This window comes from Peribacillus sp. B65, from assembly GCF_058513295.1.
In genome coordinates this window covers 3,738,380-3,764,378 of record NZ_CP195840.1, presented here as the reverse complement: position 1 = coordinate 3,764,378, position 25,999 = coordinate 3,738,380, and the positions used below count along the sequence as shown (strand labels likewise).

Genomic DNA, 25,999 nt, shown 5'->3' with positions numbered 1-25,999 from the left:
CAGCCGCTTTTCTATCTTTTGTCGTAATTCATGATTTTATCTTTTAAGCGGGACAGGATGGACGATCGTGCGGGAGGTTTTTTTTGGAATGGAGTTTTGGCGATGAAGAATGGCATTGATTTCTCCGCCGATCACAAAAATCAGACCACTCAAATACAGCCATAGCATCAAGATGATGACGCCTCCTAAACTGCCGTAAGTGGAAGAATAGTTGGCAAAATTACTGACATAGAATGAAAATCCAAGTGATATTCCTAGCCAAAGTACAGTTGCGGTAACTGCCCCAGGGATGACATGTTTAATGGGAAAACTTTTATTCGGTGCAAAGCGATATAAAAAGGTCAGGACAAGTGATATGACCACAACCGCGATAACCCACCGTAATAAGCTGAATATTATTTGCGTTTCTTCAGGGATCGGAATGACTTGCTGTAATAAATCGATGATCACTTTTCCGAAAACGGGGAGACCCAACATGACGATGAATGCCACAACCAGTCCTAATGTCAATGCAATGGAAATGAAGCGGGCTTTAATGAAATTCCTTGTTTCTTCAACATCATAGGCGATATTCATGGAATGGATGAACGCATTCATTCCATTGGAAGCGGACCATATGGTGCCAAGGAAACCAAAAGTCAGTAAGCCGCCGTTCCGTTCAGATAATATGTTAATGATATTTTTCTCGATGACTTCCATCGTTTCCGCAGGCATGAAGGTTTTTATCGTGTCAAGGGCAGTCTGAATATCGATGTTCAGATAAGGTAATAAGGACAGCAGTAAAATGAGCAAAGGGAATAGTGCCAGTAGATAGTAATAAGCTTGTTCTGCTGCCAGTCCGGTCACACGATCTTCCTTTATTTCTTTAATCAGTTTCTTTGAAAATTTTATCGACTTATTCATCTGGGCATCACTCCTGAATAGTTACTTAGGTTATTGCTTCTTTTCCCTCTGTTCATATAAGTTAATCCTCAAAAGAAAAGAAATTGAAAGCTCTAATCCGAGCACTTGTAAAAGCTTGTGACAAATATGCCGGAATGGTGGAGAGGTGAAGAAAAGGGCTAGCCAAGGATGACCAACCTTAGCCAGTTCTTTTTTCAATGCCTTTTTTTTAAAAAAATTGCAGAAGTCGGGCAATGGCGAGTATCATGCCCGGGAAAATCAGGATTGAAGAATCGTAAAGCAAGCGACTAACTGATAAGCTTTCGATACTTCAAGCCTATCAATAATGCCAACACTACTGCTAGGTATGATTTTATGTCCTCTTTAAAACAAGTATAATAGCTAATTAAGTGATTTATTAAGGTAAACAGAAAAACGGCCAGACATTGCGGTCTGGCCGTTTTTCTCTATTGCACTTCTTTTCCCTGTTCCTTCTGAACCTTCGGAGAGGTCCATTTGAATACTTTATTTAGGATATTATAGATGTGTTTGGATTCTTTGGTAAGGATCGGCCCAAGAATCGCTAAGGTTAAAACATAAAGTGCCGCAAACGGGGTTAGTATAGGCATTAAACCGCCGGCAATGCCTAAGTTGGCTAAAATGATGGAGAATTCGCCGCGTGAAACGATCGTTAAACCGATGTTTGCGGAAGCTCTGTGAGATAAACCGGATTTGCGTCCGGCAATCATACCAGCTGCAAAGTTACCGATTATGGTGATGATGACGGCACCAAGAACCATCCAGACAGCTCCGCCAAGGGTAGTCGGATCGATACTCAAGCCAAAGCTGAAGAAAAATATGGCCCCGAAGAAGTCTCGAAAGGGAATGACAAGTTTCTCGATTCTGTCGCTATGTTCCGTTTCAGAAAAGACTAGGCCGAGCAGTAATGCACCAATGGCTTCCGCAACATGAATCGTTTCCGAGAAACCGGCAATGAAGAATAGTAATGCGAACACGACGATGATAAAAATCTCATCGGAGGATATATTGAATAATTTGTTAAGGACCCCAGATGCTTTCCGGGCGATAACGAAAAATATCAGCATATACCCAATCGCGATAAATGTAGAAAGTAATGTTCCCCAAACGGAACCAGAAGAGCTTAATACCAATCCGGATACGACTGATAAATAAACAGCGAGGAAGATATCTTCAAACATGATGATGCCAAGGATTAGCTCCGTTTCATTGTTACCGGTCCTTTTAAGGTCCACAAGCACCTTTGCCACAATGGCACTTGAAGAAAAACTGATGATACCGGTTAATATCAGAACCTCTTTCAATGGAAGACCGAGCAGGAAACCGTAAAGCAAGGCCATTCCCACGTTGATTAAAATGTAATAGGTTCCGCCTGTCACGATATTTTTTCCGGATTTCATGAGCTTTTTGACGGAAAATTCAAGCCCTAGGTAAAACAGAAGGAATAAAATACCGACCCGACCGAGGAATGCTATGATTTCATCGCTTTCGATGAAACGCAGGTCAATTAATCCGAAGTGCGGGGCATGGGGGCCAACGAGCATCCCGATGATAATTAATAGTGGAACATTCGATATTTTGAATTTACCTGCTACGAGAGCGGCTAATGCCACTAGAAGTAGGGCAGTTCCCACTTCAAAGACTAAATGGTCCATATGAGCTTAGTCACTCCTTTCGTCGGTCAATAATTCTCTTGTGAGGTTTCGGATATCTTTTCTTTCACCGGATATCACAAGGGTGTCGCCTGTTTCGATGATGGAGTCAGGACCAGGATTATTCAGTTGTTTTTTTCCTTTTTTAGAATGGGCGATGACGGTCACGTTATAATTGCTCCTGATATCAATCGCACCGATCGTTTGATTGATGGCCTTTGAACCTGGTTCGACTTTGAACCATTCAATCACCAAGTCACCCAATGACATTTCAATCGTTTCAAGTGCTTGCGGTTTATAAACCATGCCTCCTATGATGGAAGCCATTTGCCGTGATTCCTGATCGTTAAGGGTGATGCTAGATATGACGTCCTCATGTTCATTATCAAAATGGTATAATTCCCGACGGCCGTCATCATGAATGACGATTACTAACTTTTCATCATTTCTCGTTATGATTTCAAATTTTTGGCCAATACCAGGAAGTTCACTTTCTCTAATTCTCACTGGAATTCCTCCTTAAAATGTTGGTTAGAGTTAATAGAAGATAGCAGAATGTTTATAAGTTAACGTCAATATTCGTCTTGAATTTCTTCTCCTTCGATATGCCGATGTATTTTAATGTCTCCGATGGACTGGAATGATGGTAATGCTTCTGTATCAATGCCAGTGACACTCCTTGTTTATAGGCATGGTAGCCAAAAGTTTTACGCATCGAACTTGCTCCGAATTTGCCTGTCAGCCCTGCACCTTCCACAGCATCATGGATGATTCGGTGAGCCTGTTGACGTGTGATCGGCTTTTTTGTCTTAGGGGAAAGAAATAAAAATTGACCTTCGATAACCTTTGAGCCTTTAAGGTATTCTTGTAAGGCGGTACGGACTTTCAGGTTCAAATAAATTTGGTTTACTTCGTCATTTTCCGTACGCTGCTCATAGAACTCCTTTATTTTGCCCGTTTCATCCAGAACGCTGGCGACGGTGATTTCGAGCATTTCATTTATCTTCATACCTGTATTGATGCCGAGTACAAACAATAAATAATCCCGACTGGAGTGAGAGCGTAAGTATGTTTTTATTTTGCTGATTTGATTGATATCCTTAAAGGCTTCTACATATTCCATAGATCTTCTCCTCTTACCAATGTAACATAATTATATTATAACACAAGTTATGTAACATTGCATGCGTTAAGTCCTATTAAGTCCTATTAAGGCTTCTCCAAAAAGCAAAGTACTGTTGAACCGAAAAAAGCTTTTTCTTATTCTCTACACAATCAAGTGAAAATATATCCGTTTCTTTTAAAAGCAAAAAGGGGTTTGTCTACTTTTTTTATGGCTTGTACAATGTGGGCGTGGTTGTAACGAGAGGCACTAAGCTTTCCAGAGGCGGTACGGGAGCCGCATCGGCTTTCAGCGAGGCTGCTGAAAAACTAAAGGTTTTGAATGAGTTATTGTTTTTTTAACAGAAATAGTTCACTTCCTGTACGATAATGAACAGGAAGTGATCTATTTCTTTCATATTTAGTTACTTTTCTGCTTTGATTTTCGTGAAAATTCGTTTGAGGTTGACTGCGAAAATGGCTGTTGCTCCTTGAATTCTCATGCCAAATAGAGACCCGCTGATGATGCTTCATCATACCCGTGTCTGTGTAGTCGGATAACGATTTGAAATGGCGTTTTTCACAGGATAAATCGTTATTATGTATTATTGATATGTTTAACTATGGAATTAAACTTTATATGCCACTTTCTCACAAGGATATGAAACGTTAATTTAAATAACTTAAATAAAATGAAGTATCCTAATAATGTCCCTGATATATTAAAGATTACATCATCAATATCAACAAATCTGAAAGTATATCCTGCATATAAAGCTGTTAGTAGTTGACCTGATTCGAGAATTATTCCAGTTAATACACCAGCTATTAAAATTTTCTTAAATGAGGCTCTAAATAAGAAGGGTAATCCAAAGCCTAGTGGGACAGTCATTAAAATATTAAAAAAGCTCAATTTGGTAAATTCATATTTAAATGGGATTAAATTCATTTCTCTCCAAACATTTTGCCCCCCAAACGCTTCTCTTTGATCATCATCTACATAAATGGGAAATTGAGTGAGGTTTATAACATTACATAAATAAACATACATAATTGTATAGAATAAAAGATAGGTATGACTTTTTTTGAAACTTAATTTTAGTATTAGTGCCAAAATGATATATAAAATTATAAAACTGTAAAGAATCCAACCGCTGAAATGATAAACCATTTTAGAGACTCCTATCGAGAATTATAAGCTCTTTCCAGTTGTTTAATTTGATATTTTTCCTGAACCTTTTATATTTCTACCGTCATCAACTTTAAAAATTTGCAAATAATACTTAGTACCCCCACCTAGACCAGAATAGCTACCTGACACACTAGAAGAAGTACCATTTTTATTAGGTGTAGCTTTTATTGTACCAAAACTGTTACCTGAGGTCTTATTCCATAATTGATAAGTTATGGGGTTAGGACCTACAGGGCTAGGGTCAGAGCTATATTGATAATGTGTACCACTTAATTTTGCAGTTCCTTTATTTAATTTAAAATATTGACCGTTTTTACTTCCATCAACTAAACGAAGATTCATTGTAAAGCTATAAGCGTTAGTTGCTGCAAAAGCAAAAGAGGGCATTGCTATTATAATTGATAATATACATATCACTGAAACTGAAAATAATTACACCCTTTCAGTTTTTTTATATGTGACCACATATTACCTATTTGTTAACAAGGACTATAGTATCGTAAATATCCACAATTTACGTCTCAATTTTGAAGTGTTCTGTTTCAGAAAAGAATAATAGTATAAAGAAATAAATGGTGAAATGATGTTTGAATATTTAATTTTATTTTAAAATTCATGGTGAATAATGATTGTAAGTTAATGAACAACAGATGTATTAAAGGAAGTGTTTGTAACGCAGATAAATCAAGTTTATCGAGTTGCGGTATAACCATGAAAAAACAATCTTTTACATAATCACTATGTTATTTATCAGCATACAATTTTAGTAGTAAAGAAATTAAGGTGAAATTTAATGATGTTGAGTGTTAGAAATCTGGGCTATGTGTCTAATATCAGTATTTATGATAAGCCTAAAAAAGTCGCAATTTTAGACAGCGTTATTAATGATCAGCAACCTGCATTAAATGGACAAATTGTTGCTAAATATGACGTAATTAAACAGCAAATGTTTATTATTTTCACGCTGACGAGAATGCAAAGAAAATTATAAGATTGTTTACAAAATCGCTTTATGAGTGGGAAATGCCAAATTCACCTGAAGATTTGTCATTTTTTAAACAAGGAAAGTTTTGGTTTGGCTACTTCTTCGCATGAAAAACAATGATCCTGAAAATGATACCGAAGCTTCTAGGATTAAGGATATTGAAGGCTTAAGAATTCAAGAATTGGAAGATTAACAAATGGGAGTTTTCCTTGATTAAAATAAGGGTGAATCCTATATACCTTTACAAAGCATGAAAGATTCTCAACTTAAATGTTGAGGTCTTTTTTCTTTGTATTGGATACGCAAAAAAGGTTGCTGGAGGACGGAGCTATGGGGATAGGCGTATCACCTTAGAATTACGTAACCAAGGTGCTCGCATCAAGTGTAATTTTGTATAGGATGAAACAAATCCTTCCATTTCATGTTTTAGATAGCGACCCATCTTTTCAGAGGGGGTAAACCTCATGTCTTTCTTGTTTTTTTTCCTTCTAAGTACTCTAAAACTGCATTTGATTTTTGGTCTATCGTATATTTAGGAAAAAAAACTGCACCTCCAATTGTTAGATGTTGTCTAACAATTGGGGTGCAGTTCAAAGATAGCCATTTATTTCTAGTATACGGCTTTTTGTAATTTGTGAATGACCTCAAGTGAAAGCCCGGTTCCGATGGCAACTGATTCAAGCGGGTTATCTGCAAGTTGGACTGGGACGACGATTTCATTCGTCAGCCATTCTTGTACCCCGTTGAGAAGTGCACCCCCGCCGGATAAGATGACACCTTGATCGACGATATCCCCGCTCAATTCAGGAGGACAATCTTCCAAAGTGGCCCTGATTGCTTCCAGTATATGGAGAAGCGATTCCTGGATGGCTTCCTGGACGTCAGTGGATGATATTGTAATCGGCTTTGGAAGACCCGTTACAAGATCGCGGCCCCTGACTTCCATGGTGATCACGGAATGTTCAACGAGTGCGTAGCCGATTTCTTTTTTTATTTCCTCGGCTGTTCTTTCCCCAATCAGCACATTATGTTTTTTTCTGACATACTGGCTGATATCTTCATCCAATTGATCTCCGCCAATTCTGATTGAATTGCAAGAAACGACGCCGCCATAAGAAATGATTGCGACCTCAGTCGTTCCGCCTCCGATATCAACGATGACATTGGCAACTGGCTCTTCGACAGGCAAGCCCGCACCTATTGCTGCTGCTACTGGTTCCTCGATAAGGTGGACCTGTTTCGCTCCGCAGCTTTTGACTGCATCCTGAATGGCCCTTCTCTCAACTGATGTGGAACCTGATGGTGTACAGACCACTACACTAGGTTTGCGAATCGATAATCCTAGGGCCTTACTTGCTTTTTTCATGATTTCCCGAAGCATTTGCGCGGTCACATCAAAGTCCGCAATGACACCATCCTTAAGCGGACGGATTGCCACAATATTTCCAGGTGTTTTCCCGATCATGTTTTTTGCATCCACACCGACTGCCAATACTTTATTAGTCTCTATATCAATGGCCACCACAGATGGCTCATTAAATACGATTCCTTTATTTTTACTGTAAACTAGCGTATTTGCAGTTCCTAAGTCAATGCCTATTTCTGTATTTGATAACATCTAGTCACCCCTCCATAAGAGTTTGACCCCTATATACTCATTCTACCTTTTATAGCGAATTTGTGGGGGTGGGAAATCTAGTAAATAGTGGAAGTCCCGTGCTGTTCCTTTCATAGAGCGAAAACATGATGAAATATAAAAATGCACTGGTGAGGGAGGCGCCCCAAGAACGGCAAATGTCCAATTGGCATCCTGACAATGGAATGTTGAAAACAAGCGTGGATGCAGCTTTGAATCCGCCTATTTTATGTTAAGATAAAGATGAAAATCCGCTTATATAAAGAAGGTAATTTTGTGAGTGTAAATTTAATCGAGAGTAAGAGTTTTAGAGTCATCTTTACAGCTTTTCTAGCTTTCCTGGGTGGTTATGCGTTTGATAGCCTTGGAATATACCTGCCATGGATGCTTGGACCATTATTCGTCGTGATGATTGCTAAAGTGAAGTTAAGGAAGTACTTGTATTGGTCTAAAACCTTTAGAAGTACTGGATTGGTCATTCTAGGTTTACAACTGGGCAGTTCATTCACGAAACAATCGCTAAATGAGATGATTGAATATCTGCCTGTTATGCTTTTTACGACAATTGCAATCATTTCATTTACAGTGTTGACTGGATGGTTTGTCGGAAAGCGAATGAACTTATCCTTGAGCACATCGATGCTTGGCAGTTTTCCGGGAGGCCTTTCCCAGATGGTGGTCTTAAGTGAGGAAATGAAGGATAGTGATGAAACGGTTGTAGGTTTCATGCAAACACTGCGGGTCATCCTTGTGATATCCATTGTTCCTTGGATTGTGACCCATGTAATGTCAGTTGAATCAGGTGCGGTAATGGCCGTATCGGAGCGGCCGTTTTTCTTATTTGAATATGATGGGAAATTAGCCATCATGATGTTGGTAACATTGCTGATATTCATCTTCATCACAAAGAAAGCCAATTTTCCGCTCCCTTTTTTGCTAGGACCTCTCATGGCCGCAGCACTATTCAATTTAGCAGGCCCAGGTGCACCGCAGATTCCTGACTTTTGGTTGAACTTATCGCAATTGTTGATCGGCGCACATTTAGGCTACACACTGAAGGTTGATAACCCCCGACTTTTCAGAAAGATGTTCGGGGCCGTATTCGTCAGTAATGTCCTATTGATTGGATTTTGCTATTATCTTTCCATTCAGTTTGCCCCAATCCTATCTTTACAGGCGAACGAATTATTTTTGAGCATGGCGCCAGGCGGTGTCGCCGAAATGGCAGTCACAGCCATGTCGGTGCATGTGGATTTATCCGTTGTCACAAGCTTTCATTTATTCAGGATCTTATTCATTTTATTTTTTCTGTCACCCATCATAAAATGGCTGGCCGGAAGAAACCTCGGGAAACAAAAACAGGGACAAAGCTGACAGGCTTTGTCCTTTTTGCGTTAAGCGGAATTCACGAGTAAAATGCTGAACTCACGAGTAAAATGCTGAACTCACGAGTAAACAGCCAAAATTCACGAGTAGAAACCGCAAAACTCACGAGTAGATGCCCATATTCCAGACGTATTGAGATAATTTCGTACAAAACAGGCTGGTAATTCCGCTCTGAAAGGATATTGTACCCAAAATATTGAAATGTGCTGTTTGTTAAGCTCATCAAGGCAATAAAGTTGGTGGATTTTGTGATGATTTAGTGAAAATTGAAATCGAATAGTAAAATAATCCTCACTTTTTTTGAACTTCATCCGATATAAGGAGGAGACGAGACTTTAAATGAATGGGTGAGTATTATGGATATAACATCAGTTTTGGGTGTAGTTCTGGGTATCGTGGCCATCTTGGTCGGAATGGTGTTGAAAGGCGTTAGTGTAACGGCGCTGATAAACCCGGCGGCTATTTTGATCATTATTGTAGGGACGATAGCTGCTGTCGTAACGGCTTTCCCTTTGTCGGAATTAAAAAGACTACCAAAAATATTCAAGATTTTATTCTTTGAACAAAAATTGACAAAGCCTGAAGATTTAATAAAAACCTTTTCTGAATGGGCGGTCATTGCCAGGAAAGAAGGCTTATTGGCATTGGAAAGCATTTCGGATCAGGTGGATAATACTTTTTTGAAAAATGGCTTGAATCTTGCAGTCGAAGGTCAAAGTGCCGATTATATTCGTGATATTTTAGCAGAGGAAATAGATGCGATGGAAGAACGTCATCTAAGCGCGGCAGCGATTTTCAGTCAAGCCGGTACATACGCACCGACGCTGGGTGTATTGGGTGCGGTAATCGGGCTGATAGCTGCATTGGGTAATATGGCCGACACGGAGGCTTTGGGGCATGCCATATCTGCCGCGTTCGTCGCAACCTTGATGGGTATTTACACGGGGTATGTTTTATGGCATCCATTTGCCAATAAACTAAAACGGAAGTCGCAGCAGGAAGTTCGAATCAAAGAAATGATGATAGAAGGTATTTTATCGATCATCGAAGGGGAAGCGCCCCGAACGATTGAACAGAAATTAACATCATATTTGCCTGCTGGAGATCGTAAAAAGTGGTTAGAAGGCGATGTGAGAGAAGATGGCTAGGCGCAAAAAGAAACAAAGGCATGAAGAGCATATCGATGAATCATGGCTGGTTCCCTACGCCGATATCTTAACATTGCTTCTCGCGCTTTTTATCGTCTTGTTCGCTTCAAGTTCGGTTGATGCAGTAAGGTTCCAGCAGTTGTCCAATGTATTTAACCAGGTTTTTACAAGCGGAACGGGTTTTATGGATTTTCCAAGTGATTCCCCCAGCAATGAGCCAACGTCACCAGAACAAAGAACAGGTGCGGAAGATCTTGAGAAGCTAGGGAAAAACGAGCAAGAAGAACTTACGGAAGTTCAGGAGCGTGTAAATGCCTACATCCAAAAGAATGATTTAACGAATAAATTGGGAACGAACCTAACGGATGAAGGCATGTTGATTTCAATTAGGGAAAACGTGCTGTTCGAATCGGGTGTGGCTGAGGTGAGAAGTGAAAACCGAAAAATCGCTAAGGAAATCTCGGATTTGCTAATCATGGATTTACCCAGAAACATTATCGTAAGCGGACATACAGATAATATTCCTATAAAGAATTACCAGTATGAATCCAACTGGGATTTGAGCGTGATGCGATCCGTGAATTTTATGAAGCTTCTCCTCGAAAATAAAGAGTTGGATCCCGAAATGTTCAGCGCTAAAGGACATGGGGAATTCAAGCCGGTTGCTTCCAATGAAACGAAAAAAGGAAGGGCGAAAAACCGGAGAGTTGAAATCCTAATTGTTCCACGGACAGCGATAAATGAGTGAAAACCTGTCAGGAATGGACGGGTTTTTCTTTTTTAAGGAGATTATATGGAAAGAGAATATACAAATGTGATGGAAGAAATTGTTGTGACTTGGGTGCAGGTTTTAATGTCAGGTATGGAATACCAAACATTTTGTTCATGCGGTAAATGTAAAAATGACATCATCACATTATCATTGAATAACCTGCCTAATTACTATGTAACCACGGAAGAAGGGCGGAAAAGGATATTTGGAAATTTGAATACAGAAGAAAACAGGAAATGGATCAATAAAAGAATCATCAATGCGATACACGTTGTTGGCCAGTATCCTAAACATTGATTTGCTTTGGGGATAGGCTAATGAAATTTAGCACTAACATTAATTATGTGTTTTATTTATGGTGGCAGAGGGAACATAAATAAAGTGCAAAGTATGTTCATTCGATCAAAAATTGAGGAGATGAATTATTATGGGTAAAAATATCGCATGTGTAGTAACGAATATGTTTGAGGACTCGGAGTATAGTGAACCGGCAAAGGCATTTGAAGAAGCCGGCCATACGGTAACGACGATTGAAATGATAAAAGGGAAAACTGTTAAAGGGAAACAAGGGGAGGTAGAAGTCGAGATTGATGAAAGCATCGACTCAGTGAAACCGGAAAATTTCGATGCATTATTCATCCCCGGTGGGTTCTCGCCTGATCAGCTGCGTGCTGACGAACGCTTCGTATCTTTCGCCAAATCGTTCATGGATGATAAGAAGCCTGTATTTGCAATCTGTCATGGACCGCAGTTGCTGATTACAGCCAAAACACTTGAAGGACGCCATGCAACAGGATATACATCCATTAAAGTCGATATGGAATATGCAGGTGCAACATATTTGGACAAGGAGGTTGTTGTTTGCGGCAACCAGCTTGTAACCAGCAGGACACCTGAAGATCTTCCGGCATTTAACCGGGAATCGCTCAATCTATTGAAATAATGAAAAATCCCGGCAGCTGCCGGGATTTTTCATTTTAAAGGATTCATATACTTTCATCTTTGCAGTAAAATAAAAGGAGAGACGAATAAAAAAGGAAGTGTCACAATTGATCGTATTAAAATCTGCACGTGAAATCCAAGCGATGCATGAATCGGGTAAAATTTTGGCAGCTTGTCATAGGGAGATTGCTAAGTTGATTGTTCCTGGGGTGACAACATGGGAAATAGAAGAATTTGTTGAAGGATTCTTAAAAAAACATGGTGCGAAGCCGGAACAAAAGGGTTACAAAGGGTATGAGTATGCGACATGTGCCAGCATAAATGAAGAAATCTGTCATGGTTTCCCTCGTAAGACCCCTTTGAAAAATGGAGATATCGTAACGATTGATATGGTCGTCAATTATAACGGGGCACTTGCCGATTCAGCCTGGACGTATACGGTCGGTAAGGTTTCAAAGGAAACCGAGCATTTGGTTCATGTGACGAAGGAATCTTTATATAAGGCGATTGAAGTATGTGTGGAAGGCAATCGGATTGGAGATATTGGTCATGCCATACAAACATATGTCGAGGCGGAAGGCTTCTCTGTCGTTCGTGATTTCATTGGGCACGGGATAGGAAGTGTCATTCATGAAGAGCCGCAGGTTCCGCATTATGGACTGCCGAATAAAGGTCCGCGTCTTAAGGAAGGCATGGTATTCACCATCGAGCCAATGGTAAACGTAGGTACATATAAAGCAAGCCGGGATCCGAATGGATGGACGGCATCCACTGCAGATGGGAAATACTCGGCTCAATATGAGCATACGATTGCCATTACGAAAAACGGTCCGCTTATTCTGACCGAACAATGAAAATGAAAAAACAGCATCGATTATGATGCTGTTTTTCATTTTAATCAATTGGCCGTTCCAATGAATACAAATCTTCTTCGATATTTCCTAATCTGTCCTCAATGACTTTTTTAGCATCTTTGATACCTTCATTATAAATAAATGGAGCAATATTTTCGAAAATGAACTGTAAGTGATTTTCAGCAGCGATTTCTCCGATTTCCTTGCCATGTTCCTGATACACATATTCTTGGATACTTTCGATCATCTTGCGGCGTTTTTCTATGGGAAATTGAATGAACATTGTGCCCTCCTTCATATTTGTTCTAAAAACCATGTAATGAATGAATCTGAATCCAAAGGGAATACGGGAACAGAAGCATGATTCCTGGTTCGTTCCAGACATTCGGGCCAAGCCACTGCTGCTTTGACATTAGTAAGCCGTTCCAATAACACGAGGTCACTTTCTTCCTTGATTAAAATGACCTTAGGAAAGTCCTCTTGCTTATAACCCTCAATTAAAATCACATCAGGGAGAAATAGACACAGTAATTGAATCAGCTCAGTTATAGGGGCTTCACCCTTGAAATTCCCGAGCAGCTCGATTGTTCCATCACCTTCAACAAGTGAAGCTGCCGCCCCAGCCTGAAAGTGTTTATTGGAATCCTTCATACCGTTAACATACGGTTTTCCGCCATGTCCATGATGTTTTAAAACGGCTGTCTCTAATTTGGCTTTGCGAAGCTTTTCGATAATATTCGTTATGAAGGTCGTTTTTCCTCTATTTTGGTAGCCAACCACCTGAAAAATAAAAGGCTTCACCAAGGCCATTTGCATCCTTCCTGGTCATCGAGGAGCAGGATGTCCACGAAATCTCCCGTTTGGAAACCACGGGTCCCTCCAGGTAAGACGGTCAGTGAATTGGCACCTGCCAAGCTTGTTGTAATATTGGATTTATCCACACCGCTAGGAATTACCTTCAACTGGCCTGATTCGTAAAATAATCGGGTCCGAAGCAGACGTGAGAATGGATTGGGCTTTAAAAAGTCTTCTGCCAATTGGGCCGTCTCTTTTCGTAAATGCGGATGTTCCGAAAACAGCATGGTGCGGATGATCGGTCTTGCAAATAGTTCAAAGCCAACATAACTGGCGGAAGGATTGCCGGATAAACCGAATAAAAATTTGTTATTATATACCGCTACAGTCGTCACGCTGCCGGGGCGCATGGCCACTTTGTTGAATAAGACTTCAGCACCCATTTTTTGATAAATATCCGGGAGAAGGTCAAAATCACCGACAGAAACCCCTCCAGTTGTAATGAGCAAATCCACTTCCTCCAAGGCAGTTGAAATGGCCTCGTAACTTAATTCGAATTCGTCCTTAAGCTTTCCATAAAAGCGGACATCTCCTCCGGTCCTCCGAATTTGGGCGGAGATGGCATGTGAATTGCTATTACGGATTTTCCCGGGCTGCAACGGTTCGTTAACATCAAGAAGTTCCGAGCCTGTAGCGAATAATCCGACGACAGGTTTCTTGGCAACTGGGACTTCGGCATATCCGAATGTTGCCAGCAAGCCGATGATCCCTGGATTGATCGTTGTTCCTTTTTTTACAAGAACATCGCCTTTCTTTGCATCCTCTCCTTGAAAAGAAACGTTTTCGCCTTCCTTAAGTGAGCGTTTAAATGATATGTACTTCTTTCCGTCCTTTTCGAATTCCTTTGTGAGCTCGAGCATGATTACGGCATCACACTCAGCTGGCATCTGAGCTCCAGTCATGATTCTCGCCACTTGATTTTTTTGTACAGGGACAGTCGGTACCATCCCCGCAGCCAGTTCTTCAACCACTTCGAACTCAAGAGGGTTATTTATGGAACCCTCTGCCGTATCCTTGGACCTGAGGGCGAATCCATCGTATGGAGAGCGGTTAAAATGCGGAACATCATTTGTAGCTACAATATCTTGAGCCAAAAAACGGTCTTGGCTTTCCTTGAGGGGAATCAGTTCCGCATGTCCTATTAATTTATGCTTCATCACTTTTTCCACTGCTTCCGCAATACTGATGGGTGTTCTTCTTTCTAACATGCTTACAACTCCTGTCAGTTTTCAATTTCTATATCAAATGTATCAGAATTATTTTAAAAATGAAAAAAATCCTCACCGGTACGGGAGGATTTGAATGTTACTTATTACGCAGTCTTCCAAGTTCCTCGGCGATCGCTTCCATTTCACGGACACTGAAATTCGTTTTTTTCATCACCATTGTATAAATATCGTGCAGCTCTTCGTACATTTCGATATCAAAATGGGTTGATTTGATTGCACCGAAGTTCATCACTTTTAATTTATCCTTGATTGCTTCGATCATAAACTCGACACTTTCGGCTGTGTTTTGCGTTAAATCCATTTCCCTCATCCTTTCATACGTTCCTAAATTATTTTCATCTTTGCATGATTATCGCTGGAAGTCAATGAATATTACGAAGCTTGATCCCCAATATCCTTGGTCATCTCCACGTTTTAAACTGAGGGAGTTTGGGAAAAGATAGGAAAAAACTTTTTTAAACATTGTATAATGGAGATAGCTACCATTATCCATCAACTAATATATGACGAGGAGGAGAATATATGAGCAACATTCGAGAAGAATATAAGTGTGTCAAGAAAAGTAAATTTATGCAAGCGGTCTTTATTGGTGCGTTAGCAGGGGCTGCGATAAGCCTTTTTGACAAGGATACGCGTAATTCTGTATTGGAAAACAGTAAAAGCTGCATGAGTAATATGAAGGAATTCGTGAAGAATCCCAATGGGGTGCTTACACAAGTACGTGAAACATCATCCAAGGTCCGTTCCACTGTTGAAAAAATTTCCGATGATGTATCCTTCATTTCCCAAAAGGTGGAGGAAATGAAAGATATTCCATCGCAAGTTGCCCAAGTGGTGATGGAGACGAAGGAAGTTTTTGCTGCAGAGCAAGATGAGTCATCTTCAAGTCACCATGAACGGATTTCCTTAAATTAGAAAATGGGGTGGAGGTATGGCCAATAAAAAAGAATGGCTGAAAGGCTCATTCTTCAAGACTTTCATAAAACGGTTACAGATGGATGATGTGTCGGGGCTTGCCGCACAGCTGTCTTATTTCTTCTTACTTTCCTTGTTTCCGTTACTTATTTTTTTATTCACCTTATTGGCCTATCTGCCATTTTCCCAAGAAGATATATTAAATACCGTCCGTACATATGCGCCTGACGATTCGATGAAAATCATTGAGGCCAACCTATCTGAAGTAATGGAAGCGAATGGGACTTTATTGTCGTTTGGTGTCATCGGAACGATATGGTCGGCATCGAATGGGATGAATGCAATCATTAAAGCATTTAACCATGCATATGATGTAAAAGAAAGTCGAACTTTCTTTATTTCCCGGGGAATGTCGATTCTGCTCACATTAGCGATGATTTTTGTTTTTATTGTCGTTTTATTGCTGCCGGTATTCGGAAAACAGATCGGAGTATTCCTATTTGCCGAAATTGGACAATCCGATGAATTTCTTATGATTTGGAACCAGCTTCGCTGGGTAATAAGTACGCTTGTATTTTTAATTGTGTTCACGATCCTTTATTGGATTGCCCCCAACATAAAGCAAAAATGCATAACCGTACTGCCCGGTGCTATCTTTGCAACGGCAGGATGGAGTCTTGTTTCCTTTTTGTTTTCTTTTTATGTGGAGAAGTTCGCTAATTATTCCGCAACATATGGGAGCCTTGGAGGGATCATCGTATTAATGGTCTGGTTTTATTTATCAGGGCTCATCATCATACTGGGCGGGGAAATAAATGCGCTCATAAGTGAAAGGCAAAAACCAGAATGTGCATGAGCTTCCTGGAGTTCCCGTAATAGCGGACTATCATGATGCAGATACTATTCAAGAAATAACAACTTTTGATGAGGAGGAGTTCTTTCATGAGTAAAAAGGATGGCAGCACAAAGCAAAAAGGAAAAAATAAAGGTTCTAACCATAAAACATCAGGTTCTGCAAATGGTAAGAACGGATATCACTAAATTGAAACGATCATAAAAAAAGGGAGCCTTGGAGGGCTCCTTTTTCATGTTTAATTTCTCAAAAGTCTTAAGCTGTTCAGTATAACGAGAATTGTGCTTCCTTCATGTCCAATGACGCCGTATGGAAGGTCAAGGAATTGAAGGAAATTGGATGCAATCAGGATCATGATGACCGAAATTGAAAAGATGACGTTTTGTTTGATGATTCGATTCATCTTCTTGGATAATTTGACTGCTTCCGCGATGCGCGGCAAGTCATTCTTCATCAGAACAACATCCGCTGTCTCCAAGGCAACATCCGTGCCTTCACCCATTGCAATTCCCACAGATGCCGTTGCTAGTGCAGGTGCATCATTGATGCCATCCCCAACCATTGCTACAGTGCCAAAATGTTCTTTCAGCCTTTTCACTTCAGTCACTTTGGTTTCTGGCAGGCATTCGGCAATATATGCATCAATATGGCTCTCCGACGCAATCGCTTTAGCCGTTTTTTCACCATCGCCTGTCAGCATGACGGTATGGATGCCCTCCTTTTTCAAAGCTTCGATGGCTATAATGGTTTCTTCACGCACGACATCTTTCAAAGTGAGAATACCGGCAATCCCTTGATCATCCTTTGCATAAACGATTGTCTTGCCTTGTTCAGCCAATGTCAGTGCAATGCCATTTTGGAATCGTTCTGCTTCACTGCGACCGACGAAATCAGCTTTTCCGACTTTCCAAAGCACGCCATTGATGTATGCTTGAACCCCATTGCCTGAGATATCTTCCATGTTATCCGGTTTAATGATGTCTCTTTGCAATTTCGTTTTGGCATAACGGACGATCGATGTTGCCAAAGGGTGGTTTGAATAATTTTCAACAGATGCAATATGAAATAAGAAATCATCTTCGTTTAAATCTTCGCGGATAATGACATCCGTTACCTCGGGTTTTCCTTTTGTTAATGTACCTGTTTTATCTAAAGCAATTGCCTGCAGGTTACCTAGATTCTCAAGATGGATGCCGCCTTTAAATAAAATGCCATGACGAGCACCATTTGAAATGGCAGATAGCGTTGCTGGCATAATAGAAGCCACAAGTGCACAAGGTGAAGCGACAACGAGCAGGATCATCGCCCTGTAGAATGTTTCGGTCCAGCTCCACCCCAATATGAAATGGGGTACGAACATCATCAAGCCGACAACGGTCAATACCACTTTTACATAAGTACCTTCAAACCGTTCAATGAACAGCTGGGAAGGGGACTTTTCACTTTGTGCGGATTGAACGAGAGTGATTATTTTTTGAAATAATGTTTCACTTGCTGGTTTGGTGATTTCCACGGTAATTGTACCACGGAGGTTAACCGTTCCGGCAAATACTTCATCATCCAATGATTTGCTGACCGGTATGGATTCACCAGTGATGGCGGCTTCATCGATATTGGTACGGCCGTCCGTGATTTTTCCATCTGAAGGAACTCTCTCACCTGGTTTCACTAAAATCAGATCTCCGACATGCAGCTGTGAAACGGATACGGTTTCTTCATATCCGTTAGTGATGCGCAGTGCTTCCTCAGGCTGTAAGTCCATAAGTGCCGAAATTTCTTTATGGCTTTTATTCATCGTGTATGTCTCAAGGGCACCGCTTAAAGCGAAGATGAAAATCAATATGGCACCTTCCGTCCAGTATCCGATGACCGCAGAACCGATGGCCGCAAAAATCATCAGCATCTCAACATTCAATTCCCGGTCGGCAATCGTATCTTCTATTCCTTCTTTTGCTTTGGCATATCCGCCAATCAAGAAAGAAGCTAAGTATATGACGATGGAAGTGGACTCCATTCCGTTCTTTGAAAGGGCCCATCCCAACACTATTAATAAACCGCTGAACAATGCAGCAAAAAGTTCTAGATGAGGTTTTGCTTTTTCCAACCAAGTGGTTTGGCATGAAGCCGGTTGGGTTAAATGTTTAGTATCTGTAGTCATAAGATTCCCTCCCACATTCTTCTCTATTTTGTGTAAATGATATAGATTATCATTTGTGTAATATCTAATTGAGAAAGATAATCAACGTCATTTCTCTGGATAAAATATGAAAGCTGCCACCAAAATTGCGATGACAGCAATGTTTTCAAAGGTTTTTAAACGTAATGTCCCTTTTGTTATTATTATAATACCACATATCCTATTCAGAAATAAAGAAGAATGATTCTAATCTAGTAAAAAATATAAAGTGCATCCTAACCAAATATTCAGCCGTTATTGAGAAATACCTTTCAAATTGAATAATAAAAGAAGTAGTCCAGATAATAAACTATACTAAATAACTGAAGCAGGCATTTTCTCCTTAAACAAGGCCAACGAAATGAAGACAAGGAAAAGCATGATGCTGATCATATAGAAAAAATTCCCGCCTTGTATATGTTCAATGACAAGGCCGCCAAAAAACGGACCGCCGATGCTGCCGAGGCTAAAGAAGATACTGCATAATAAATTTCCAGCAGGTAATAGGTTACGAGGCAAAAGGTCTGCCATATAACTGATTCCCAGCGAGAAAGTCGAACCAACCATCATTCCGCCAAACATAAAGCAAATGAATAGACCAAGCACTGAATAAGAATAAATCCCTGCAAGAGTGAATATGGCAAACCCGGAAAAAAGTATCGTCAGCAAGGTCTTTCGCCGGCCAAAACGGTCACTTATCATCCCCAAGGGAATCTGGGTAAGCAGGGTCCCCGCGGAAAATGCCGGGATGATGATGGATACTGCGGTTAAATCGATTCCGGAGCGCAGGGCGAATACAGGGAAATTGCTATTCAATGATGCTTCAAGCACGCCAAATGTGAACGGAAGTAAAAAAGCGACCCAAGCTATGCGGCTAACTCTCGTAAACCTTTTGAGTGTGCCAAAGAATGATGTGTTTTCAGAATCATCCTGTTCAGGGAGCTCATTTCCAATAAGGAAAACAGTGGACCAAGCTAGAAGGCTAAGTATGGATGTGATGATGAAAGGTAAAGACTGATTAATCTCGAGAAGCTTCGTCATCATCGGGCCAACCATGAACCCAAGACTGAAGAAAAGTCCATAAATGGCTAGATTCCTTCCGCGCTTCGTTTTTGGTGAAATGGCAGTGATCCATGTCTGGGTAGCAAAGTGAAGTGTATGATCGCCGATTCCAATGAAGAAACGCAGGACGAACCAAAACCAGAATGATTTCCAAACAGGAAATAATGCAAGCGATAGAATGACCGTTATACCGCCAAATAATATCAAAGGCTTATAGCCGTATTTACGGAGCGGGGCTTCCATAAAAGGAGAAATCAACAGAATTCCAAGATAAAGCGAGGCTGCATGAAACCCGTTTAGGGATGAGCTAATTCCGTCATTTTCAAAAATGATGGCAATGATCGGCAGAAGCATCCCTTGAGAAAACCCCGATATGCCGACAATTAAGATTAAAACGCTAAAAAGCAATTTATTATTCATAAAATCAAGTCTCCTAAGAAATGTATACCTTCTTGATGTTACATCTTAGGAAGAGGATTAAGCAATAGAAATTTGGGTAAATATTGACAAGAAGAGAGAGGATGATAAAATTTTCCTTTGTCATCTCCCGAAGATTATGTATGATAGTTTTTGTTACATAAAGGAATTATAGGATTGTGAGGAGAAGTATCGTGAATAAAATATTTTTTGGGCTTGTCCTGTTAGGCGTCCCTATATCAGTCATTGGGTCATTATTGCATTGGCCGAGCGTGATCATGTTCATCGTATATTGCTTAACCATCGTTGCGCTAGCAGGATTCATGGGCCGTGCGACTGAAAGCTTAGCGATCGTTATGGGACCAAGGATTGGCGGTCTCTTGAATGCAACCTTTGGAAATGCAGTGGAATTGATCATATCCATCTTTTCATTAAAGGCGGGGCTTGTGGGGGTCGTGTTGGCTTCTTTAACTGGTTCCGTATTAGGAAACTTATTGTTGGTGGCAGGACTTTCATTCTTTGTCGGAGGGACTAAATACAAACGGCAGAAATTTAATGTATTCGATGCGAGGCATAATGCCGGTCTATTGATTTTTGCAGTTATTGTAGCCTTCGTCATACCGGAAGTATTCACACAAGATATGAGTGAATCACGTACGATGTCGTTAAGTGTAGGAATTAGCATTATTTTGATCTTATTATATCTTGCTGCATTATTCTTTAAATTGGTTACTCACCGTGGGGTATATCAGCATACGGAGAAACCCGAGGAACATGAAGAGGAAGTACCGGAGTGGAGCAGGAAAAAGGCAATTATTATACTTGCTGCCGCTACATTGGCCGTTGCGTATGTATCGGAGAAACTTGTTCATACGTTCAGCGAGGTGGGGGAAACCTTCGGATGGTCGGAGTTATTCATAGGTGTCATTATCGTTGCAATCGTGGGTAACGCGGCAGAGCATGCGTCAGCCGTCATAATGGCCTATAAAAACAAAATGGATGTCGCAGTGGAAATTGCCGTTGGTTCCACACTTCAAGTAGCGATGTTCGTAGCTCCTGTACTCGTACTTATTTCATTAATGTATCCAACTCATATGCCGCTTGTTTTCACAATGCCAGAACTTATATCAATGGTTACAGCAGTCTTTCTGATGATCATGATTTCGAATGACGGGGAAACGAACTGGTTTGAAGGCCTTACCTTATTGGCCGCTTACTTCATCATGGGAATTGGATTTTACTTATTATAAGAAATGCAGGCCTTCCGATGCGGGAGGTCTTTCTTTTTATATAATTCAAAAATAAAAATGACTCTGCTCAGGTTAGATTTAGCAGAGTCATTTCTATATTAGTAAATTACCATTCATAAGTCATTCCAAAATTTTTCATCATGCTTTTGTAAAAGTTGAGAAATATTCTAGAGTGTCACACCATCCTTTTACATCAGATTTAAGTATAGGCGAATTCGTTTTCTGTCATCCTTTAAAAGGGTGTCATGGATTGTTCGATAAGCATACCTCCTGAAGGTTTAATAGGTATGAACGATTTCGCCTCCTTTTTATAATGTAAAATAAGTATAACCGATTTAAATAAAAAAGTAAATATTCTGAACTTTACAAATTCATTACAAAATCGAAATAAGAATGAAATGTATAGAATGTTAGCTAAAAACAAAATCTATAACAAAATGATTGAACCCCTCAAAAGGAGTGCGACAGCATGAGAAGAACTATTCTTATTACGATGATTGCCCTAATTGCCTTTATTCAGGCGAATGTAAGTTTTGCAGCTGATATTCCAGAAGGCAAAGCAAATCCGAATATGGTGAAAATCCCACCTTCCGTTTTGAATATTGCAAAGGAGAATACGTATCCGAACCCAACCCAGGATCTTCCGATGCTGCAGCCGAGTAAGTTGGCCGAACAATTGATCGATTCGTCGGATATCAAGATTGAAAATCCAGAACTCATCCATATGTTGAATGAATCGGCAATTGCAAAAGCTCCGCTTGCTTTTGGTTACAGGGCGACGATTTACCTTGGCCATTGGGCATTGAATTATGAGTCTTCGGAAACGGCGCCAAACTGGGAGTACCAAAAAATCAATACGAATTACTACGATAATCGCGGCGGTGAGGTTCCATACAGGATCCGTTATGTCCAGGAAAGTCAAAAGGCAGTGAGTGGCGGTCTTACTGCGAAAATCCCTAAGGCAGAGGATGTTCAAAAGATGATGCTGTTAAAAGCCACTGAGAAAACGAATTTGCCGTTGGCTTTTGAAACGATCATCGGAGCTGGTACAAAAAAAGATGAAGTATACAATGTTGCTTCTAATAGGATAGGTTACTTATCCAGTTATGCTTCCGCCGTCAATGAAAAAGGGAAGATCACATATGGGGAAGTGTATTTGAACTTAAAAGGAAGTAAAAGAACCATTACGATAAAGAACATCACTTCACAAGGCATCGGTGCATGGATACCGGTTCAGGACCATGTTTCCTTCAGCTTTACAGTCTCGCAGCAACCCAGGTAAATTGAAAAACTCGCCGGAATGGCGAGTTTTTTTTCTTCATATGGTTGACTTCCTGATCCTGAAGTCCTCCTTCGGGTAGTATGCATTTTTGACGAGAACATTCGGGCCTAGGCATTTGACTGCCGGACAATGGCAATTCAATTCATTGGCGAGTTTCGAATTCATCCATGTTTCATAGGATTCGGTCAAAGGTTGGTCTTTGATATTCCCTAATGTAGGCGCGTCACCGAAATCGGTCACGATCACTTCCCCGGTAAAAATATTGATGTTCAACCGGGAACGTCCATCAGGGTCATTACGAACAGTTACTTTATGTGAACCATAAAGGCGTTGAAGCAGCTTTATATCCTCTTTACTGTTATTGCAAGGATAAAATGGCAGGGTACCGAAAAGCATCCAAACATTTTCATCACGGATATCAAGCAAATGATGAATCGCTTCACGCATTTTGTCCAATGATAAAGTTTCAAGTGCCGAAGCGAAATCGCTTGGATACATCGGATGAATTTCGTGCCTTTGACATCCCATTTCATCGACAATCTGTCTGTGAATATGCTCAAGATGCGGCAATGTCCGTTTATTAAGCATCGTTTCTGCAGAAACCAGCACACCAGCCTTGGTCAGGGCACGGGAATTTTCAATCATTTTATCGAATAATTTCTTTCGCTGTTCCCGAGATGGTTTTCGATCCATCATGGCAAAGCCGATATCAATGAATTCATCGATCGTTCCCCAGTTATGGGAAATGTGCAGAACATCCAAATAAGGAATGATTTCCTCATACCGTTCCAGGTCAAGGGTCAAATTGGAATTGATTTGTGTCCGGACCCCGCGGCTACGGGCATATTTCAATAGAGGCAAAACATAATTCTTCACTTGTTTTCTTGAAAGCATCGGCTCCCCGCCAGTGATGCTGAGCGAGCGAAGCAAAGGGATTTCATCGAGGCGCTGAATCAATAATTCCAGTGGCAGTGCATCCGGGTCCTTGGGCTGGAGTGTGTAACCTACGGCACAATGCTCACAACGCATATTGCAAAGGGTGGTGGTGGTGAACTCCACATTGGTAAGGCTGAGCTTTCCATATTGTTCAACGTCCATATATGCTTCCCAAGGGTCATACTTGGGTGTAATTGGTGTTAAAAGATCTTGCTTGATTATTGACATATTTAAAACTCCTTACGTAATAATGCACTAACCCATTATGAACAATGGGGACAAAAAATGTCAAATGGCGGAGAGTGCATTTATAGCTTGCCATTGCACTTTCAAGCAGATTTCGTTACGATGAAAGAAGAACGGAAGGAGAGTGCCTCATGGGAAAATCCATTACAGGTAAAAACGAACAATTAACATACTTAAAAGAACGCCTCACGATGTTCATGGAAGTTCTTGATCATATCGAACCGGAAAATACGGAGTTGGAAGATATAGACCGTTTGATCGGCATGTTAGATGATTTGGAAGGCAAAGTGGAACAATTCAAAACCCGCGAAGATTAATATCTGTTTCGATAGTATGATTTTTTCAATGTTAATATTCATGAAGGGATGACGGGAATACTGCGTCATCCTTTTTTAATGGAAATGATTGGTGATGAAATTTAATTCATGGGTTATTTCTGGCGGGTTTGCTCATTTCTCTCCAAATTGCTTTTCATTATGAAAAATAATTACTTGTTTTCGAAAGATTATGTTAGATGTATAATAAAACGGGTGTTGTATCATTCGCTATTTATAGAGAAGCAGGGAAATGATTAAATCTAATCTAGGGGAAATAAGAGGGGGAAGAGAAATTTGGATATTCAAAAATTCCAAGAAAGTATGTACAGTCTTATCGTTGAAACTTCAACGAATCTTCCAAAGGATGTTCGTCGTGCGGTCAAAAGTGCAAAACAACGTGAAAATGCAGGTACTCGTTCTGCATTGAGCCTGACCACCATCACGAATAATATTACAATGGCTGACGACAATGTATCACCGATTTGTCAGGATACTGGTCTGCCGACTTTCAAAATAAAAACTCCAGTTGGCGTGAACCAACTTGAAATAAAAAAAGCAATCCGGAATGCGATCATCTTAGCGACAAAGGGCGGAAAACTTCGTCCAAACGCAGTTGACTCTTTATCGGGTGAAAATAGCGGGGATAACCTTGGGGAAGGTCTTCCTGTCATTAAATTCGATCAATGGGAAAAAGACTATATTGATGTTCGTCTTATCTTAAAAGGCGGCGGCTGTGAAAATAAAAACATCCAATACAGTCTGCCTATGGAGCTTGAAGGATTGGGAAAAGCGGGCCGTGATTTGGACGGAATCCGTAAATGTGTCCTTCACTCTGTCTACCAAGCACAAGGACAAGGCTGCAGTGCCGGCTTCATCGGAGTTGGTATCGGAGGGGACCGTTCATCCGGATATGATCTGGCTAAGGCTCAACTTTTCCGCAGTAATGAAGATGTGAATCCGAATGAAGACCTTCGTAAACTTGAAGATTACATCATGGATACAGCTAATGAATTGGGAATCGGCACGATGGGCTTTGGCGGCGAAACTACGTTGCTTGGATGTAAAATCGGTGTCATGCACCGTATTCCGGCAAGCTTTTTCGTCTCCGTTGCTTACAATTGCTGGGCGTTCCGCCGTTTAGGAGTGAAAGTCAATCCGGAAACAGGCGAAATCAATGAGTGGTTATATCAAGAAGGGGAGAAAATCGACTTTGCTTTGGAAGCAGAAAAAGCAGCGAAGGATGAAGTGGCAGCCGCTGCAGAATCGGACGTTGAAGCTTCCCGTGAAATCACCCTGCAAGCACCAATCACGGAAGAACAAATCCGTGAATTAAAAGTTGGTGACGTCGTTCATATTAACGGCAGAATGTATACAGGCCGTGACGCCATCCACAAGCACTTATCTGAAAATCCTGCACCAATCGACCTAGATGGACAAATCATCTATCACTGTGGACCGGTTATGCTGAAGGACGAAGAAGGCAAATGGCATGTGAAGGCTGCTGGACCGACAACAAGTATTCGTGAAGAACCATACCAAGGCGATATCATGAAACGATTCGGCATCCGTGCAGTTATCGGTAAAGGCGGAATGGGACCAAAAACACTAGAAGCACTTAGTGAGCACGGCGGCGTTTATCTAAATGCAATCGGCGGGGCTGCTCAATATTATGCAGACTGCATCAAATCCGTCGAAGGTGTGAACTTCACTGAATTTGGTATTCCAGAAGCAATGTGGCATCTGAATGTTGAAGGATTTACTGCCGTGGTAACCATGGATTCACATGGAAACAGCCTGCATAAAGACGTTCAGCAATCTTCATTGGAAAAATTGGCGCAATTCAAAGAACCAGTATTTAAATAAATGTATGCA

At 40.7% G+C, this 25,999-nt stretch carries 28 protein-coding genes; 14 read left to right on the top strand and 14 right to left on the bottom strand.

The genetic code is table 11. The annotated features are described in order from the left end of the window. Positions 1 to 36 precede the first annotated feature (36 nt). The 6 genes from ACSR9O_RS18375 to ACSR9O_RS18350 all read right to left on the bottom strand — a co-directional run bounded on the left by ACSR9O_RS18375 (position 37) and on the right by ACSR9O_RS18350 (position 5,208). On the bottom strand, positions 37 to 903 hold the full coding sequence (locus ACSR9O_RS18375; protein WP_491724875.1) for a YihY/virulence factor BrkB family protein: 867 nt from the start codon (positions 901 to 903) through the stop codon (positions 37 to 39). Between the two features lie 446 nt (positions 904 to 1,349). After that, positions 1,350 to 2,576, bottom strand: coding sequence for a cation:proton antiporter (locus ACSR9O_RS18370; RefSeq protein WP_230177854.1), 1,227 nt, complete (start codon positions 2,574 to 2,576; stop codon positions 1,350 to 1,352). A 6-nt stretch (positions 2,577 to 2,582) separates the two neighbouring features. Next, entirely contained in the window at positions 2,583 to 3,080 is a 498-nt protein-coding gene (locus ACSR9O_RS18365) for a cation:proton antiporter regulatory subunit (protein ID WP_101224892.1), read from the bottom strand. 52 nt (positions 3,081 to 3,132) lie between these two features. Then, positions 3,133 to 3,696, bottom strand: a complete 564-nt coding sequence (locus ACSR9O_RS18360) for a tyrosine-type recombinase/integrase (RefSeq protein ID WP_101224891.1) — start codon at positions 3,694 to 3,696, stop codon at positions 3,133 to 3,135. 576 nt (positions 3,697 to 4,272) lie between these two features. Then, positions 4,273 to 4,845 (bottom strand): VanZ family protein, encoded by a 573-nt coding sequence (locus ACSR9O_RS18355; protein WP_230177850.1) that lies wholly within the window; start codon positions 4,843 to 4,845, stop codon positions 4,273 to 4,275. A 42-nt stretch (positions 4,846 to 4,887) separates the two neighbouring features. Continuing rightward, entirely contained in the window at positions 4,888 to 5,208 is a 321-nt protein-coding gene (locus tag ACSR9O_RS18350) for a hypothetical protein (RefSeq protein WP_491724874.1), read from the bottom strand. A 451-nt stretch (positions 5,209 to 5,659) separates the two neighbouring features. Between ACSR9O_RS18350 and ACSR9O_RS18345 the strand changes: the two genes are divergently transcribed. Further along, a complete protein-coding gene (locus ACSR9O_RS18345) occupies positions 5,660 to 5,857 on the top strand; it encodes a hypothetical protein (protein ID WP_101224888.1) in 198 nt (65 codons plus the stop codon). Positions 5,858 to 6,461: 604 nt separating this feature from the next. Here ACSR9O_RS18345 and mreBH read toward each other — a convergent pair. Continuing rightward, complete coding sequence (gene mreBH, locus ACSR9O_RS18340) at positions 6,462 to 7,469, bottom strand: rod-share determining protein MreBH (protein ID WP_101224887.1); 1,008 nt, start codon at positions 7,467 to 7,469, stop codon at positions 6,462 to 6,464. A 125-nt stretch (positions 7,470 to 7,594) separates the two neighbouring features. On the opposite strand from mreBH, the gene ACSR9O_RS18335 reads away from it, so the two are divergent. The 7 genes from ACSR9O_RS18335 to map all read left to right on the top strand — a co-directional run bounded on the left by ACSR9O_RS18335 (position 7,595) and on the right by map (position 12,589). Beyond that, a complete protein-coding gene (locus tag ACSR9O_RS18335) occupies positions 7,595 to 7,723 on the top strand; it encodes a hypothetical protein (RefSeq protein WP_286141446.1) in 129 nt (42 codons plus the stop codon). 40 nt (positions 7,724 to 7,763) lie between these two features. Beyond that, positions 7,764 to 8,861 (top strand): AbrB family transcriptional regulator, encoded by a 1,098-nt coding sequence (locus tag ACSR9O_RS18330; RefSeq protein ID WP_157831124.1) that lies wholly within the window; start codon positions 7,764 to 7,766, stop codon positions 8,859 to 8,861. Between the two features lie 368 nt (positions 8,862 to 9,229). Further along, positions 9,230 to 10,021, top strand: a complete 792-nt coding sequence (gene motA / locus ACSR9O_RS18325; protein ID WP_101224885.1) for a flagellar motor stator protein MotA — start codon at positions 9,230 to 9,232, stop codon at positions 10,019 to 10,021. Then, the gene (gene motB / locus ACSR9O_RS18320) at positions 10,014 to 10,769 is read left to right on the top strand and encodes a flagellar motor protein MotB (protein WP_101224884.1); all 756 of its coding nucleotides are present in this window, start codon (positions 10,014 to 10,016) and stop codon (positions 10,767 to 10,769) included. The genes motA and motB overlap by 8 nt, the downstream gene beginning before the upstream one ends. A gap of 45 nt (positions 10,770 to 10,814) precedes the next feature. Next, entirely contained in the window at positions 10,815 to 11,090 is a 276-nt protein-coding gene (locus ACSR9O_RS18315) for a late competence development ComFB family protein (protein ID WP_230177842.1), read from the top strand. A 130-nt stretch (positions 11,091 to 11,220) separates the two neighbouring features. Further along, a complete protein-coding gene (locus ACSR9O_RS18310; protein WP_076370894.1) occupies positions 11,221 to 11,736 on the top strand; it encodes a type 1 glutamine amidotransferase domain-containing protein in 516 nt (171 codons plus the stop codon). A 106-nt stretch (positions 11,737 to 11,842) separates the two neighbouring features. Further along, positions 11,843 to 12,589: a type I methionyl aminopeptidase gene (gene map, locus ACSR9O_RS18305; protein WP_101224883.1), complete on the top strand. Its 747-nt coding sequence runs from the start codon at positions 11,843 to 11,845 to the stop codon at positions 12,587 to 12,589. 40 nt (positions 12,590 to 12,629) lie between these two features. Here map and ACSR9O_RS18300 read toward each other — a convergent pair whose 3' ends face one another. From ACSR9O_RS18300 to ACSR9O_RS18285, 4 genes are all read right to left on the bottom strand, one after another. After that, entirely contained in the window at positions 12,630 to 12,872 is a 243-nt protein-coding gene (locus ACSR9O_RS18300) for a DUF2164 domain-containing protein (protein ID WP_063234700.1), read from the bottom strand. A gap of 11 nt (positions 12,873 to 12,883) precedes the next feature. Beyond that, entirely contained in the window at positions 12,884 to 13,399 is a 516-nt protein-coding gene (gene mobB, locus ACSR9O_RS18295) for a molybdopterin-guanine dinucleotide biosynthesis protein B (protein ID WP_157831123.1), read from the bottom strand. After that, positions 13,387 to 14,652 (bottom strand): molybdopterin molybdotransferase MoeA, encoded by a 1,266-nt coding sequence (locus ACSR9O_RS18290; RefSeq protein WP_101224881.1) that lies wholly within the window; start codon positions 14,650 to 14,652, stop codon positions 13,387 to 13,389. Before ACSR9O_RS18290 ends, mobB begins: the two co-directional genes overlap by 13 nt. 97 nt (positions 14,653 to 14,749) lie before the next feature. After that, positions 14,750 to 14,974 carry a DUF1128 domain-containing protein gene (locus ACSR9O_RS18285; protein WP_034305672.1) on the bottom strand — a complete coding sequence of 75 codons (225 nt, stop codon included), beginning with the start codon at positions 14,972 to 14,974 and terminating at the stop codon, positions 14,750 to 14,752. 221 nt (positions 14,975 to 15,195) lie between these two features. On the opposite strand from ACSR9O_RS18285, the gene ACSR9O_RS18280 reads away from it, so the two are divergent. Together ACSR9O_RS18280 and ACSR9O_RS18275 are read left to right on the top strand one after the other, a co-directional pair. Further along, the gene (locus ACSR9O_RS18280) at positions 15,196 to 15,588 is read left to right on the top strand and encodes a YtxH domain-containing protein (RefSeq protein ID WP_101224880.1); all 393 of its coding nucleotides are present in this window, start codon (positions 15,196 to 15,198) and stop codon (positions 15,586 to 15,588) included. Positions 15,589 to 15,604: 16 nt separating this feature from the next. Next, positions 15,605 to 16,444, top strand: a complete 840-nt coding sequence (locus ACSR9O_RS18275; protein WP_402944423.1) for a YihY/virulence factor BrkB family protein — start codon at positions 15,605 to 15,607, stop codon at positions 16,442 to 16,444. 235 nt (positions 16,445 to 16,679) lie between these two features. On the opposite strand, the gene ACSR9O_RS18270 is transcribed toward ACSR9O_RS18275, so the two are convergent. Together ACSR9O_RS18270 and ACSR9O_RS18265 are read right to left on the bottom strand one after the other, a co-directional pair. Then, positions 16,680 to 18,599 carry a heavy metal translocating P-type ATPase gene (locus tag ACSR9O_RS18270; RefSeq protein ID WP_402944420.1) on the bottom strand — a complete coding sequence of 640 codons (1,920 nt, stop codon included), beginning with the start codon at positions 18,597 to 18,599 and terminating at the stop codon, positions 16,680 to 16,682. Between the two features lie 333 nt (positions 18,600 to 18,932). Continuing rightward, positions 18,933 to 20,099, bottom strand: a complete 1,167-nt coding sequence (locus tag ACSR9O_RS18265) for an MFS transporter (protein WP_491724873.1) — start codon at positions 20,097 to 20,099, stop codon at positions 18,933 to 18,935. Between the two features lie 188 nt (positions 20,100 to 20,287). On the opposite strand from ACSR9O_RS18265, the gene cax reads away from it, so the two are divergent. Further along, the gene (gene cax, locus ACSR9O_RS18260; protein ID WP_101225035.1) at positions 20,288 to 21,346 is read left to right on the top strand and encodes a calcium/proton exchanger; all 1,059 of its coding nucleotides are present in this window, start codon (positions 20,288 to 20,290) and stop codon (positions 21,344 to 21,346) included. Between the two features lie 469 nt (positions 21,347 to 21,815). Continuing rightward, positions 21,816 to 22,628 (top strand): YfkD famly protein, encoded by an 813-nt coding sequence (locus ACSR9O_RS18255; RefSeq protein WP_101224876.1) that lies wholly within the window; start codon positions 21,816 to 21,818, stop codon positions 22,626 to 22,628. Positions 22,629 to 22,664: 36 nt separating this feature from the next. On the opposite strand, the gene yfkAB is transcribed toward ACSR9O_RS18255, so the two are convergent. Next, positions 22,665 to 23,792, bottom strand: coding sequence for a radical SAM/CxCxxxxC motif protein YfkAB (yfkAB, locus tag ACSR9O_RS18250; RefSeq protein ID WP_101224875.1), 1,128 nt, complete (start codon positions 23,790 to 23,792; stop codon positions 22,665 to 22,667). Between the two features lie 149 nt (positions 23,793 to 23,941). Here yfkAB and ACSR9O_RS18245 point away from each other — a divergent pair, with 149 nt between their 5' ends. Both ACSR9O_RS18245 and ACSR9O_RS18240 read left to right on the top strand, forming a co-directional pair. Next, positions 23,942 to 24,127, top strand: coding sequence for an SE1561 family protein (locus ACSR9O_RS18245; protein WP_101224874.1), 186 nt, complete (start codon positions 23,942 to 23,944; stop codon positions 24,125 to 24,127). Between the two features lie 294 nt (positions 24,128 to 24,421). Next, on the top strand, positions 24,422 to 25,990 hold the full coding sequence (locus ACSR9O_RS18240) for a fumarate hydratase (RefSeq protein ID WP_101224873.1): 1,569 nt from the start codon (positions 24,422 to 24,424) through the stop codon (positions 25,988 to 25,990). Positions 25,991 to 25,999: the final 9 nt, after the last annotated feature.

Coding starts and splice junctions, on each gene's coding strand:
- ACSR9O_RS18335 (WP_286141446.1), top strand. CDS start 7,595: ATGATGAAATATAAAAATGCACTGGTGAGGGAGGCGCCCCAAGAACGG.
- motA (WP_101224885.1), top strand. CDS start 9,230: ATGGATATAACATCAGTTTTGGGTGTAGTTCTGGGTATCGTGGCCATC.
- ACSR9O_RS18300 (WP_063234700.1), bottom strand. CDS start 12,872: ATGTTCATTCAATTTCCCATAGAAAAACGCCGCAAGATGATCGAAAGT.
- ACSR9O_RS18270 (WP_402944420.1), bottom strand. CDS start 18,599: ATGACTACAGATACTAAACATTTAACCCAACCGGCTTCATGCCAAACC.
- ACSR9O_RS18255 (WP_101224876.1), top strand. CDS start 21,816: ATGAGAAGAACTATTCTTATTACGATGATTGCCCTAATTGCCTTTATT.
- ACSR9O_RS18370 (WP_230177854.1), bottom strand. CDS start 2,576: ATGGACCATTTAGTCTTTGAAGTGGGAACTGCCCTACTTCTAGTGGCA.
- ACSR9O_RS18350 (WP_491724874.1), bottom strand. CDS start 5,208: ATGAATCTTCGTTTAGTTGATGGAAGTAAAAACGGTCAATATTTTAAA.
- mobB (WP_157831123.1), bottom strand. CDS start 13,399: ATGGCCTTGGTGAAGCCTTTTATTTTTCAGGTGGTTGGCTACCAAAAT.
- ACSR9O_RS18360 (WP_101224891.1), bottom strand. CDS start 3,696: ATGGAATATGTAGAAGCCTTTAAGGATATCAATCAAATCAGCAAAATA.
- ACSR9O_RS18265 (WP_491724873.1), bottom strand. CDS start 20,099: ATGAATAATAAATTGCTTTTTAGCGTTTTAATCTTAATTGTCGGCATA.
- ACSR9O_RS18315 (WP_230177842.1), top strand. CDS start 10,815: ATGGAAAGAGAATATACAAATGTGATGGAAGAAATTGTTGTGACTTGG.
- ACSR9O_RS18285 (WP_034305672.1), bottom strand. CDS start 14,974: ATGGATTTAACGCAAAACACAGCCGAAAGTGTCGAGTTTATGATCGAA.
- ACSR9O_RS18280 (WP_101224880.1), top strand. CDS start 15,196: ATGAGCAACATTCGAGAAGAATATAAGTGTGTCAAGAAAAGTAAATTT.
- ACSR9O_RS18245 (WP_101224874.1), top strand. CDS start 23,942: ATGGGAAAATCCATTACAGGTAAAAACGAACAATTAACATACTTAAAA.
- ACSR9O_RS18345 (WP_101224888.1), top strand. CDS start 5,660: ATGATGTTGAGTGTTAGAAATCTGGGCTATGTGTCTAATATCAGTATT.
- motB (WP_101224884.1), top strand. CDS start 10,014: ATGGCTAGGCGCAAAAAGAAACAAAGGCATGAAGAGCATATCGATGAA.
- ACSR9O_RS18355 (WP_230177850.1), bottom strand. CDS start 4,845: ATGGTTTATCATTTCAGCGGTTGGATTCTTTACAGTTTTATAATTTTA.
- mreBH (WP_101224887.1), bottom strand. CDS start 7,469: ATGTTATCAAATACAGAAATAGGCATTGACTTAGGAACTGCAAATACG.
- ACSR9O_RS18375 (WP_491724875.1), bottom strand. CDS start 903: ATGAATAAGTCGATAAAATTTTCAAAGAAACTGATTAAAGAAATAAAG.
- ACSR9O_RS18310 (WP_076370894.1), top strand. CDS start 11,221: ATGGGTAAAAATATCGCATGTGTAGTAACGAATATGTTTGAGGACTCG.
- ACSR9O_RS18275 (WP_402944423.1), top strand. CDS start 15,605: ATGGCCAATAAAAAAGAATGGCTGAAAGGCTCATTCTTCAAGACTTTC.
- yfkAB (WP_101224875.1), bottom strand. CDS start 23,792: ATGTCAATAATCAAGCAAGATCTTTTAACACCAATTACACCCAAGTAT.
- ACSR9O_RS18290 (WP_101224881.1), bottom strand. CDS start 14,652: ATGTTAGAAAGAAGAACACCCATCAGTATTGCGGAAGCAGTGGAAAAA.